We start from the raw sequence: 12,716 nt of genomic DNA on the forward strand, positions 1-12,716 counted from the left end.
TTTTGCTAAGATAGCGCCGGTGTTGGCATAACGTACAGGTGATATTGTGGAGAAGGCTACCGTGCCGCCGGAAAAGAAACCCTACCAGGAGATTGGCGACGATTTGCGTGCGCAGATTATGCAGGGCCGCTATGCCGTTGGCTCGCGCCTGCCGCCTGAACGCAATATTGCCGAAACCTACGGCGTCAGCCGCACCATTGTGCGCGAGGCGCTGCTGATGCTGGAATTACAGGGGACGGTGGATATTCGCCAGGGCTCCGGCGTGTACGTGATGCGCATTCCGCACGAAGACGACGGTGAGGAAGAGCAGATGCTGAGTAGCGACGTGGGGCCGTTTGAGATCCTCCAGGCGCGCCAGCTGCTGGAAAGCAATATTGCCGCCTTTGCCGCAAAAATGGCGACCCGCGCAGATATCGACAACCTCAAGCAGATAATTGAACAAGAACAGCGGGCGATTGCGCTAAACGACACCAGCCAGGATAACAGTCGACTGTTTCACCTGGTGCTAGCCGGTGCGACGCAAAACCAGATGCTGCTGGCGACCATTGAGCGGGTATGGCTGCAAATGGACAGCAGCCCGCTATGGCAGCAGTTTAACGCGCACATTGCCAGCCGTACCTATCGCTTGAAGTGGCTGGGCGATCGGCAAACGATTCTGGCCGCGCTGCGCCGCCGCGATGTGATGGGGGCGTGGCAGGCGATGTGGCAGCATCTTGAGAACGTCAAAAATAGCCTGATGGAGCTGTCTGACGAGGACGCGCCGGACTTTGACGGTTATCTGTTTGAATCAGTGCCTATTTTTCAGGGAAAACTGATGTGACGATTTTACCGCTTTACGCCAGGCCGCAGTATGCCGAAGCGGTGACCGACTGGCTGTGGCAGGCCTTCGGCGGCGACGGCCTGCCGCGCGCGTTTTTTGCCAGCATCGTCGAGCATAGCCAGCGGCCGAATGCGCTGCCGCTCACGTTCATTGCCGTCGAAGACGATCGGCTTATCGGTACCGTGGGGCTATGGCGCTGCGATCTCATTAGTCGTCAGGATCTGTGGCCGTGGATGGCGGCGCTGTACGTTGCGCCAGAAGCGCGCGGGCGCGGCCTGGCCGGGCAGTTGCAACAGCACGTCATCGACTATGCCGCGCAGCAGGGATTTGACGAGCTGTATCTCTATTCCGCCTGCCGGGATTTTTACGAACGTTTTGGCTGGCAGTATATCGGCGATGGCCTGGATTACCCGGACACCGCCGTGCATCTCTATCGTTACGCTTTAAGCTCTTCCGGTGGCGCAATCACCGAGTGACGGCGCACCAGCGTCGGGCTGAACAGATGGGTAATATCCGGCAGCGGTTTCTTCTCTGCCAGCGCCAGCGCCAGCTCGGCGGCCTGGGTCGCCATGGTGACGATGGGATAACGGATGGTTGTCAGCCGCGGGCGCACGTAGCGCGACACCAGCACGTCATCGAAACCAATCAGCGAAATCGCCTGCGGCACCTCGATGCCGTTATCGTTTAGTACGCCCATCGCGCCTGCGGCCATGGAGTCGTTATAGCAGGCCACGGCGGTGAACTGCTTACCGCGACCCAGCAGCTCGGTCATCGCCTGCTCGCCGCCGCTTTCGTCCGGCTCGGCGAAGGTCACCAGCCGGTCGTTGCACGGCAGACCGTGTTCTTTCAGCGCATCGTAATAACCCTGCAGGCGGTCTTCCGCATCGGAAATGGCGTGGTTGGAACAGATATAGCCAATTCGCGTATGGCCCTGCTGAATGAGGTGGCGGGTGGCCAGCCATGCGCCGTAGCGGTCGTCCAGCGCTACGCAGCGCTTTTCAAAACCGGGCAGAATGCGGTTGATCAGCACCATGCCGGGAATCTGTTTCATGAGTTCCGCCAGTTCAGCATCGGGGATCAGCTTCGCGTGCACCACTAGCGCAGCGCAGCGGTGGCGAATCAGCTGCTCAATGGCCTGGCGTTCTTTCATTTCATTGTGGTAGCCGTTACCAATCAGCAGGAAATTACCGGTGTGATAGGCAACCTGTTCCACGGCTTTCACCATGGCGCCAAAGAACGGATCGGAGACGTCGCCGACGACCAGGCCGACGGTCTCCGTCGACTGCTGCGCCAGCGCGCGCGCGTTGGCGTTCGGGTGATAGTTGAGCGTCTCCATGGCGGATTGAACGGCCTGACGCGAGGCATCGCTGGCTTTAGGGGAGTTGTTGATGACGCGGGACACGGTGGCGACAGAGACGCCTGCCATCCGGGCCACATCTTTAATTGTCGCCATAATATGCCTTAAAGAAGATTCGGTGGGTAAACGCTTACACCCTATCAGTTTTACGGAAATCCCGGTGTGATTCAAGGCTGAGTCTGTGGTGGATTGCACAATAATAAGGGCCAGATTGCGTTTTGTGGAAGAGTTACACCGGCTTTGTGCAAGCAAACAGGAACTTTCAAACGTTTGCTTACACTTTGCGAGACGCTGTTGCGAATGTCCGCTGGAGAACGCATTACGGGAATTGCTAATCTGATTATCCCAGAGGTATTGATAGGTGAAGTCGCCCACAAGGTTGACCGCTTAATTACACCAACCTGCGCAGATGCGCAGGTTTTTTTTTGCCTCTACCCGCCAGTCTGCTGCTTTTCCCCGGTTTTCTCGTGTACCCTTGCAAAGACAAAACTACGGCAAAAGGAGTTGGTATGCTTCTCTGTTTCTTCCGACAGCTTTTCAAGGTGTTATTCAGGGTACGGATGACCGGTAACACCGAGGCGCTCAGCCAGCCAAAGGTGCTGATTACGCCTAACCACGTTTCGTTTATCGACGGCATTCTGCTGGCGCTGTTTCTCCCCGTTCGCCCGGTTTTCGCCGTCTACACCTCTATTTCGCAAAAATGGTTCATGCGTTGGCTGACGCCGATCATCGATTTTGTCCCGCTGGACCCGACAAAACCGATGTCTATCAAACATCTGGTCAGGCTGATTGAACAGGGCCGTCCGGTGGTGATTTTCCCGGAGGGGCGCATTTCGGTGTCGGGATCGTTGATGAAAATTTACGATGGCGCAGCCTTTGTGGCGGCAAAATCAGGGGCGACGATTATCCCGGTGCGCATTGAAGGGGCCGAGCTGAGCTACTTCAGCCGCCTGAAAGGGCTGGTTAAGCGCCGGATGTTCCCGCGCATTCAGCTGCACCTGCTGCCACCGACCACCTTGCCGATGCCTGAGGCGCCGCGCGCGCGTGACCGCCGCCGCATTGCTGGCGAAATGCTGCATCAGATCATGATGGAAGCTCGAATGGCGGTGCGACCGCGCGAAACGTTGTATGAATCGCTGTTGAGCGCAATCTACCGCTTTGGTGAGAAAAAGCACTGTGTTGAAGACATTAACTTCCAGCCCGATAGCTACCGCAAATTGCTCACCAAAACGCTGTTTGTGGCACGTATTCTCGAAAAATACAGCCAGAAGGGTGAAAAGATCGGTCTGATGCTGCCCAATGCCGGTATCAGCGCCGCGGTGATTTTCGGCGCCATCGCGCGGGGTCGCATTCCGGCGATGATGAACTACACCGCGGGCGTCAAAGGGCTGTCCAGCGCCATTACCGCGGCGCAAATCGGCACTATTTTCACTTCGCGTACGTTCCTCGATAAAGGCAAGCTCTGGCATCTCACCGAGCAGCTCACCCAAGTGCGCTGGGTATTTCTGGAAGATTTAAAAGGCGACGTCACCACCGCCGACAAGCTGTGGATCTTCTCGCGCGTGCTGATGCCGCATCTGGCGCAGGTGCCGCAAAAGCCGGAAGACCCGGCAATGGTGCTCTTTACCTCAGGCTCGGAAGGTCACCCTAAAGGCGTGGTGCACAGCCACAAAAGCATTCTGGCTAACGTCGAGCAAATTAAAACCATCGCCGACTTTACCGCCAACGACCGCTTTATGTCGGCGCTGCCGCTGTTTCACTCGTTCGGCCTGACGGTGGGTCTGTTTACGCCGCTGCTGACCGGCGCGGAAGTGTTCCTTTACCCGAGCCCGCTGCACTACCGTATGGTGCCGGAGCTGGTATACGACCGTAACTGCACCGTGCTGTTCGGCACCTCGACGTTTTTAGGTCACTATGCGCGCTTCGCCAACCCGTACGATTTCTATCGTCTACGCTATGTCGTAGCCGGGGCGGAAAAGCTTCAGCAAAGCACCAAAGATTTATGGCAGGACAAATTCGGCCTGCGCATTCTTGAAGGCTACGGCGTAACCGAGTGCGCGCCGGTGGTGTCGATCAACGTGCCGATGGCGGCGAAGCCGGGTACGGTAGGGCGAATTCTGCCGGGGATGGACGCTCGTCTGCTGGCCGTTCCGGGCATTGAGCAGGGCGGTCGTCTGCAGGTGAAAGGGCCGAACGTGATGTGCGGCTATCTGCGTGTAGAAAATCCGGGCGTACTGGAAGCGCCAACGGCGGAAAATCAGCATGGTGAGCGGGAAACCGGCTGGTATGACACCGGCGATATTGTTGCTTTCGACGCCCAGGGCTACGTACAGATTCAGGGGCGTGCCAAACGCTTCGCCAAAATTGCGGGCGAAATGGTGTCGCTGGAAACGGTCGAACTGATGGCGCTGGCCGTGTCGCCCGATAAGATGCACGCGACCGCGGTGAAAACCGACGCCAGCAAAGGCGAGGCGCTGGTGCTGTTTACCACCGATAATGAACTGACCCGTGACGGTCTCTTACAGTACGCGCGGGCTCACGGCGTGCCGGAGCTGGCGGTCCCTCGCGACATTCGCTGGCTGAAACAGCTGCCGCTGCTGGGCAGTGGTAAACCGGATTTCGTCACCCTTAAAAGCATGGTTGCAGAAACGGAACAGCCGCATGAGTGAGTCAGTACACACTAACACCTCAATCTGGTCAAAAGGCATGATGGCGGTCATTGCCGCCCAGTTCCTTTCGGCCTTTGGCGACAACGCGCTGCTGTTTGCCACGCTGGCACTCATGAAACAGCAGTACTATCCGGACTGGAGCCAGCCGGTGCTGCAGATGGTGTTTGTGGGCGCTTACATTCTCTTCGCACCGTTTGTCGGCCAGGTGGCGGACAGCTACGGTAAAGGCCGGGTGATGATGTTCGCCAACGGTCTGAAACTGGCGGGCGCGGCGATGATTTGCATCGGGTTTAATCCATTTATTGGCTATACGCTGGTGGGCATCGGTGCGGCGGCTTACTCGCCTGCCAAGTACGGCATTCTGGGCGAAATGACCACCGGCGATAAGCTGGTGAAAGCCAACGGTCTGATGGAAGCCTCCACCATCGCGGCTATTCTTATCGGCTCCGTGGCGGGCGGCGTGGTGGCCGACTGGAGCGTGGTCGGGGCGCTGGCGCTGTGCGCGATGGTTTACGGCGGCGCGGTGGTGGCGAATATCTTTATCCCGAAGCTGCCGGCGGCGCGCCCGGGCCAGTCCTGGCGTTTTCGTTCGATGACCGCCAGCTTTTTCAACGCTTGTCGCGTTCTGTGGCATAACGGCGAAACGCGTTTCTCGCTGCTCGGTACCAGCATGTTCTGGGGCGCGGGTGTGACGCTGCGTTTTCTGCTGGTGCTGTGGGTGCCGGTGGCGCTAGGCGTGACCGATAACGCGACGCCAACCTATCTTAACGCCATGGTGGCAGTGGGTATCGTGGTGGGCGCGGCGGCAGCGGCGAAGATGGTGACGCTGGAAACGGTGGCTCGTTGCTTGCCTGCCGGGGTGTTGATTGGCGTCGTGGTGGCGATTTTCGCTCTTCAGCATGCCATTCTACCCGCTTACGTGTTGCTGTTTATCATCGGTATCTGCGGCGGCTTCTTTATCGTGCCATTGAATGCGCTGTTGCAGGATCGCGGTAAACATACCGTGGGCTCAGGCAACGCCATTGCGGTACAGAACCTCGGTGAAAACAGCGCGATGCTGATTATGCTGGGGCTTTACTCGCTGGCGGTGGCGGTCGACGTGCCGGTTGTCGGCGTGGGCGTGGGCTTTGGCGTGCTGTTTGCGCTGGCGATTATCGCGCTGTGGCTGTGGGGTAAGCACCGTTGACAGAGCGGCAAGCGCAGCGCTCAAATTGCCGGATGGCGGCGTGACCGCCTTATCCGGCCTACACCCGTTCTGTAGGCCTGATAAGCGTAACGCCATCAGGCATCCCGGCGCACATTGCCGGATAGCGGCGTAACCGACTTATCCGGCCGATAAATTACGGTGCAGGGTAGGTATAAACCTGATGCACCGCCTCAATCTCCGCGAGCACTTCTTCACTCAATTCCAGATGTAAGCTCTCAACGTTGGTTTTCAACTGTTCCATCGTGGTTGCGCCGAGCAGCGTGCTGGCGACAAACGGCTGACGACGAACAAATGCCAGCGCCATCTGCGCCGGGTCGAGGCCGTGACGTTTGGCGATATCCACGTAGGCGGCTACCGCTTTTTGCGTTTGCTCGCCGCTGTAGCGGGTAAAGCGGCTAAACAGCGTGTTGCGCGCGCCGGCCGGTTTTGCGCCGTTCAGATACTTACCGGTGAGGGTGCCGAACGCCAGGCAGGAATAGGCCAGCAGCTCTACGCCTTCAAACTGGCCCACTTCTGCGAGCGCCACTTCATAGCTGCGGTTAACCAGACTGTACGGGTTCTGGATGGTGACAATGCGCGGCAGATCGTGTTTATCCGCCAGATGCAGATAGCGCATCACGCCAAACGCGGTTTCGTTAGAGACGCCGATATAGCGAATTTTACCGGCCCGCTGATATTCGGTGAGCGCTTCCAGCGTTTCCAATAGCGTGACCACCGGTGCGGAATCAGCCCAGGTATAGCCGAGCTTGCCAAAGCAGTTGGTGGGGCGCTGCGGCCAGTGTACCTGGTACAAATCAAGATAGTCGGTTTGCAGGCGCGTCAGGCTATTATGCAGCGCATCGCGAATGTTCTTGCGGTCCAGCGCCTGATTCGGGCGAATGCCGCTGTCGTTATTGCGCGACGGGCCGCTGACCTTAGAGGCGATAACCAGCTTTTCACGGTTGCCGTGCTTCGCCAGCCAGTTGCCGACGTAGGTCTCGGTCAGGCCCTGAGTCTCCGGCCGCGGCGGTACGGGGTACATTTCGGCGACATCGATCAGATTAATGCCCTGGCTGACGGCATAATCGAGCTGTGCATGGGCGTCGGCTTCGCTGTTCTGTTCACCAAACGTCATTGTGCCAAGCCCAAGGGTGCTTATCTCAAGCGAGCTGTGGGGGATACGGTGGTACTGCATAAGCCGGCTTCCTTTTATCAACAACGTCGGGAAAGAGTCCCGACAAAGGAATATAAAAATGGCAGAGGGGAAGAAAAAGGGAAAGCAGAAAATGAAAAAAGGCCAGCAGGCGGCTGACCTTCGTCGTTATCGTTTAATGATTTGCGATACGTCATCGCGGTTGATCTGCATCTTATTGCCCTGCTGATCCTCATAGCTGATAAGCCCGGTGTCGTCGTCGACTTCCGGTTTACCGTCGGTCAGGATCATCCGGCCATCTTTCGTCGCCATGACGTAATCGCTGCTACAGCCGGAAACAGCAAACGCTAAACCTACTGCGGAAATCAAAACTGCCCATTTTGTCATCGTTTTCCCCTTCATCGCCGCACTCTTAACAGTCTAGTAATAACCGACCTTAGGGTTAGCATAAAGCAGGAAAATCTTAAAAAAATCAGACATAGCCCTCAAAAGAGGGCTATGGGCAACAGATTAAAGCGGATTTTTTTTATTTCTCAGCAGATTGAGACTTTCCACCGCAATAGAGAAGAACATCGCAAAATAGATGTAGCCTTTCGGCACGTGCACGTCAAAGCTTTCGAGAATCAGCGTAAAACCAACCAGAATCAGGAACGACAGCGCCAGCATCTTCACCGATGGGTGGCGATCGACAAACTCGCCGATGCTGCGTGCGGCAAACATCATCACGCCTACGGCGATGACCACGGCCGCCATCATGATAAACAGATGATCGGACAGACCGACGGCGGTAATCACCGAGTCGAGGCTGAAGATGATATCCAACAGCATAATCTGCACGATGGCGCCGAGGAACGAATGCACGTTGGTTTTCAGGCTTTCTTCATCGCCCTCAATGGATTCGTGGATCTCTTTACTGGCCTTCCAGATAAGGAACAGCCCGCCAAGCAGCAGGATAAGATCGCGCAGCGAAATCGCCTGATCGAACACCGTAAACAGCGGGTTGGTGAGTTTGACCACCCAGGCGATCGAGGCCAGCAGCCCCAGGCGCATGATCATGGCCCCCATTAAGCCTAAGCGGCGGGCATGGGCTCGTTGCGCGGTGGGGAGTTTGGCAACAACCAGAGAGAGAAAAATAATATTATCGATCCCCAGAACGATCTCCAGCAGCGTCAGCGTTCCGAGCGCAAGCCAGGCGTTGGGGTCGGTGATCCATGCAAATAACATTAGGTAAGTCCTGCCAAAAAAACGAAAGATTCAATTGAAGTACGTTGTAGGTGCCGCCGTTCGGCAACTCCGTTGCCAGCAGCATGAGGAGTATAATCCCGCCGCGCGGTAGGACAAAAAGATTAATGCGGTTGCAGCATAAAGTGGCGCGCCAGCAGGGCGGCGGTGAAGTTTTTCTTGAGGTAAAAGCCGCGCGGTAGCGTCATGATTGGCTCGCCGTGGGCGCCGATGGCTTCGGTCAGCGCTTTACTGTTGGCGGCTTTTGGCCGCAGCTGTAGCACTTCGCCGTGGCGCGCGGTAATGCGTTCGACCTGACCCAATACGATGAGGTCCATCAGTTCTTCCCAGTCCATTTGCAGCTGGCGTTCTTCTTCCGGACTGGGCGTCCACAACAGCGGCGCGCCGACGCGGCGCTCCGCCAGCGGGATTGTCCGTTCGCCTTCGACCGGGATCCACAATACTCGTTTGAGCTTGTGACGCACGTGGCTGTTTTCCCAGGTCACGCCGGAGTTGCCGGTCAGCGGTGCAACGCAAACGAAGGTGGTCTCCAGCGGCCGCCCCAGGCGGTCGATGGGGATGGTTTTCAGCTCGACCCCGAGCGCCGCGAAATCCTGCTCCGGTTTGCTGCCCGCGCTGGCGCCAAGCCAGATTTCCAGCAGCACTCCAATCCAGCCTTTATCCCGCTTTAAATCGTTGGGTGCCACGATACCGGCCATCGCCGCCAGCTCACCCAGCGAATAGCCCGCCAGCCGCTGTGCCTGCGCGAGCAGATCGGCCTGGGTTTTCGGTGATTCGCAAAGTGGAGCGAGCGTTGACATGACAATGTGCCTTTTGGTCAAAAAATGAACGACAGTTTTACCGGGTGTGGATAGAGTTTAACTTTTTCTGGGTAAATATAACAACGCTATGATTGTATTGCATTTTTATGAATGCCATACGCTAAAAAAACGGCGTGAAAAAAGGTTTTCCAATTCTGGTCACTGACAATGAACAGGATCTTACACCATGTTATCCACAGAAAAATGGGATAACTGGGGAAAAGCCCCACTACTGTTTCAATTTACAGCCTTGACGTGCGATGAAAATCGAATTTTCGCACAAAAGATGCCTAACTTGTTGGCACATTCTGTGGATAAAACCAACGTTGCTCGATCTTTCATCAGTTGGAGGATCGCCTATGTGATGATCATCACGTTATGCGCTAATGCATCAAGATGAACTATAGTAACATAATGAAAAATATCGTTTTACTGTGCGGTGGTTGCGTGCGATTATTCAGAGTACTCTGGGTTTTCCCTGGGTAATTCCATACTTCTTCACAACTCTATCCACAGAAAAAGTGAATAAAATCGACGGTCAGCCGCGTTCGCTGTTTATAACTCTGATGATTACTGTGAGTTATTCAAATGTTATTCGGTGGTCGTGCTGTAATAGAGTGGTTTACCGTTTCCAGCGAGTGTGAAACAATCATTCACATTGAAGCTTATTTTGAGGTAGTCCGGTGATTGATGACGATGGCTACCGCCCAAATGTTGGTATTGTAATTTGCAATCGTCAGGGCCAGGTTATGTGGGCCCGGCGCTATGGTCAGCACTCCTGGCAATTCCCGCAAGGGGGCATAAACCCCGGTGAGACAGCAGAACAGGCGATGTATCGGGAACTGTTCGAAGAAGTAGGATTAAGCCGTAAGGATGTACGGATCCTCGCTTCGACCCGAAACTGGTTGCGTTACAAGTTGCCTAAACGTTTGGTGCGTTGGGACACAAAGCCGGTTTGTATCGGCCAGAAACAAAAGTGGTTTCTCTTGCAGTTGATCGGCAATGACGCGGATATCAATATGCAAACCAGCAGCACGCCGGAGTTCGACGGCTGGCGCTGGGTGAGTTACTGGTATCCGGTGCGCCAGGTCGTGTCGTTTAAACGCGACGTCTACCGCCGGGTAATGAAAGAGTTCGCCAGCGTTGTGATGGCGCTTGCGGAGAGCGCGCCAAAACCGCAAAGCGCGCCTGCTTATCGACGTAAAAGAGGTTAAGCCACGCATATTATGCTCACGCGCTTACGCGAAATTGTTGAGAAGGTCGCAAGCGCGCCTCGGCTGAACGAGGCGCTGGATATTCTGGTCACCGACGTCTGCCTGGCCATGGAGACCGAGGTCTGTTCCGTCTATCTTGCCGACAACGATCGACGCTGCTTCTACCTGATGGCGACCCGCGGCCTGAAAAAACCGCGCGGTCGTACCATTACGCTCGCCTTCGATGAAGGTATCGTCGGGCTGGTTGGCCGCCTGGCCGAACCTATCAACCTTGCCGATGCGCAAAAACACCCCAGCTATAAATACATCCCCTCAGTCAAAGAAGAACGCTTCCGCGCGTTTCTTGGCGTGCCGATCATTCAGCGCCGCCAACTGCTGGGCGTGCTGGTGGTGCAGCAGCGTGAGCTAAGGCAGTTCGACGAAAGCGAAGAATCCTTCCTGGTGACGCTGGCCACTCAAATGGCGGCCATTCTGTCGCAGTCGCAGCTGACGGCGCTGTTCGGGCAGTATCGACAAACGCGTATTCGCGCGCTGCCCGCGTCGCCGGGCGTGGCGATTGCCGAAGGCTGGATGGATGCCACCCTGCCGCTGATGGAGCAGGTTTATGAAGCCTCATCGCTGGATGTCCAGCTAGAGCGTGAGCGTTTGACCGGCGCGCTGGAAGAGGCGGCCAACGAATTTCGTCGCTACAGCAAGCGCTATGCCGCCGGGGCACAAACCGAGACGGCGGCGATTTTTGACCTTTACTCTCACCTGTTGTCCGACGCCAGCCTGCGCCGCGCGCTGTTTACCGCGGTAGATAAAGGTTCGGTAGCCGAATGGGCGGTCAAAACGGTTGTTGAAAAATTTGCCGAGCAGTTTGCTGCGCTCAGCGACGGCTACCTGAAAGAACGGGCGGGCGATCTGCGCGCGCTGGGGCAGCGTCTGCTGTTCCATCTCGATGACACAACCCAAGGGGCCAACGGCTGGCCGCAGCGTTTTGTGCTGGTCGCGGATGAGCTTTCTGCCACCACGCTGGCGGAAGTGCCGCAGGATCGTTTGGCGGGGGTGGTCGTTCGCGACGGCGCAGCCAACTCCCACGCGGCGATCATGGTGCGTGCGCTGGGGATCCCAACGGTGATGGGCGCCGATATTCAGCCATCGGTACTGCACGGCCGCACGCTGGTGGTAGACGGCTACCGCGGCGAGCTGTTGGTCGATCCTGAACCGATCCTGTTACAGGAATACCAGCGCCTTATCAGCGAAGAGAACGAGCTCAGCCGCCTGGCGGAAGGGGACGTTGAACGCCCGGCGGAGCTGAAAAGCGGCGAACGCGTGAAGGTGATGCTCAATGCCGGCCTGAGCCCGGAACATGAACAAAAGCTGGGCCGTCGCATTGACGGTATTGGCCTGTACCGGACTGAAATTCCCTTTATGCTGCAAAGCGGCTTCCCGTCCGAAGAGGAGCAGGTGGCGCAGTATCAGGGGATGCTGCAAATGTTCAACGACAAGCCGGTGACGCTGCGTACGCTGGACGTTGGCGCAGATAAGCAGCTGCCTTATATGCCGATTAGCGAAGAGAATCCATGCCTGGGCTGGCGCGGGATCCGCATTACGCTCGATCAGCCGGAAATCTTCCTCGTTCAGGTTCGCGCCATGCTGCGCGCCAATGCCGCCACCGGCAACCTGAGTATTCTGTTGCCAATGGTCACCAGTCTTGAAGAGGTGGACGAAGCGCGTCGTCTGATCGACCGCGCCGGTCGCGAAGTGGAAGAGATGATCGGCTACGCGATTCCGAAACCGCGCATTGGTATCATGCTGGAAGTTCCGTCGATGGTCTTTATGCTGCCGCATCTGGCCAGCCGTATCGACTTTATCTCGGTAGGCACTAACGATCTTACCCAGTACGTGCTGGCGGTAGATCGCAACAACACTCGCGTGGCGAGTATCTACGATAGCCTGCATCCGGGCATGATCCGCGTGCTGTCGATGATCGTGCAGGAAGCCGAACGCTACGGTATCGATTTACGTCTGTGCGGCGAAATGGCCGGCGATCCGATGTGCGTGACTATCCTGATTGGCCTGGGTTTCCGCCACCTGTCGATGAACGGCCGCTCGGTACCGCGCGTGAAGTATCTGCTGCGCAATATCGAACTCGAAGATGCCCAGACTCTGGCCCAGCGCAGCCTCGAAGCGCAGATGGCGACTGAAGTGCGTCATCAGGTGGCGGCCTTTATGGAACGTCGTGGCCTTGGCGGCCTGATTCGCGGCGGTCTCTGATTGCCTTTGTCGGCCT

12 protein-coding genes are annotated in these 12,716 nt (G+C 56.8%); 6 read left to right on the forward strand and 6 right to left on the reverse strand.

Annotation, left to right across the window (positions count from 1 at the left end; translation table 11 throughout):
- Positions 1-46 precede the first annotated feature (46 nt).
- Both H7R76_RS04985 and H7R76_RS04990 read left to right on the forward strand, forming a co-directional pair.
- On the forward strand, positions 47-820 hold the full coding sequence (locus H7R76_RS04985) for a GntR family transcriptional regulator (RefSeq protein ID WP_106925902.1): 774 nt from the start codon (positions 47-49) through the stop codon (positions 818-820).
- A complete protein-coding gene (locus H7R76_RS04990; protein ID WP_182967119.1) occupies positions 817-1,296 on the forward strand; it encodes a GNAT family N-acetyltransferase in 480 nt (159 codons plus the stop codon). Before H7R76_RS04985 ends, H7R76_RS04990 begins: the two co-directional genes overlap by 4 nt.
- Here H7R76_RS04990 and galR read toward each other — a convergent pair.
- Positions 1,257-2,273 carry an HTH-type transcriptional regulator GalR gene (gene galR, locus H7R76_RS04995; protein WP_106925906.1) on the reverse strand — a complete coding sequence of 339 codons (1,017 nt, stop codon included), beginning with the start codon at positions 2,271-2,273 and terminating at the stop codon, positions 1,257-1,259. The genes H7R76_RS04990 and galR overlap by 40 nt on opposite strands.
- Before the next feature lie 413 nt (positions 2,274-2,686).
- Here galR and aas point away from each other — a divergent pair, with 413 nt between their 5' ends.
- Both aas and lplT read left to right on the forward strand, forming a co-directional pair.
- Entirely contained in the window at positions 2,687-4,846 is a 2,160-nt protein-coding gene (gene aas, locus H7R76_RS05000) for a bifunctional acyl-ACP--phospholipid O-acyltransferase/long-chain-fatty-acid--ACP ligase (protein ID WP_106925910.1), read from the forward strand.
- Positions 4,839-6,032: a lysophospholipid transporter LplT gene (gene lplT, locus H7R76_RS05005; RefSeq protein WP_182967121.1), complete on the forward strand. Its 1,194-nt coding sequence runs from the start codon at positions 4,839-4,841 to the stop codon at positions 6,030-6,032. The genes aas and lplT overlap by 8 nt, the downstream gene beginning before the upstream one ends.
- A 154-nt stretch (positions 6,033-6,186) precedes the next feature.
- Here lplT and H7R76_RS05010 read toward each other — a convergent pair whose 3' ends face one another.
- The 5 genes from H7R76_RS05010 to H7R76_RS25225 form a co-directional block, all read right to left on the reverse strand.
- The gene (locus H7R76_RS05010) at positions 6,187-7,227 is read right to left on the reverse strand and encodes an NADP(H)-dependent aldo-keto reductase (protein ID WP_182967123.1); all 1,041 of its coding nucleotides are present in this window, start codon (positions 7,225-7,227) and stop codon (positions 6,187-6,189) included.
- A gap of 126 nt (positions 7,228-7,353) precedes the next feature.
- On the reverse strand, positions 7,354-7,572 hold the full coding sequence (locus H7R76_RS05015) for a YgdI/YgdR family lipoprotein (protein WP_035893968.1): 219 nt from the start codon (positions 7,570-7,572) through the stop codon (positions 7,354-7,356).
- 123 nt (positions 7,573-7,695) lie between these two features.
- Positions 7,696-8,409, reverse strand: a complete 714-nt coding sequence (locus tag H7R76_RS05020) for a TerC family protein (protein ID WP_106925916.1) — start codon at positions 8,407-8,409, stop codon at positions 7,696-7,698.
- A 122-nt stretch (positions 8,410-8,531) separates the two neighbouring features.
- Complete coding sequence (gene mutH, locus H7R76_RS05025) at positions 8,532-9,227, reverse strand: DNA mismatch repair endonuclease MutH (RefSeq protein ID WP_182967125.1); 696 nt, start codon at positions 9,225-9,227, stop codon at positions 8,532-8,534.
- A gap of 86 nt (positions 9,228-9,313) precedes the next feature.
- Positions 9,314-9,457, reverse strand: a complete 144-nt coding sequence (locus tag H7R76_RS25225; protein ID WP_420258416.1) for a hypothetical protein — start codon at positions 9,455-9,457, stop codon at positions 9,314-9,316.
- Positions 9,458-9,910: 453 nt separating this feature from the next.
- Between H7R76_RS25225 and rppH the strand changes: the two genes are divergently transcribed.
- Together rppH and ptsP are read left to right on the forward strand one after the other, a co-directional pair.
- Complete coding sequence (gene rppH / locus H7R76_RS05030) at positions 9,911-10,441, forward strand: RNA pyrophosphohydrolase (RefSeq protein WP_035893962.1); 531 nt, start codon at positions 9,911-9,913, stop codon at positions 10,439-10,441.
- 12 nt (positions 10,442-10,453) lie between these two features.
- Positions 10,454-12,700, forward strand: a complete 2,247-nt coding sequence (ptsP, locus tag H7R76_RS05035) for a phosphoenolpyruvate--protein phosphotransferase (protein ID WP_106925922.1) — start codon at positions 10,454-10,456, stop codon at positions 12,698-12,700.
- Positions 12,701-12,716 lie beyond the last annotated feature (16 nt).

The organism is Klebsiella sp. WP8-S18-ESBL-06 (assembly GCF_014169755.1).
Lineage (GTDB): Bacteria > Pseudomonadota > Gammaproteobacteria > Enterobacterales > Enterobacteriaceae > Kluyvera > Kluyvera ascorbata_B.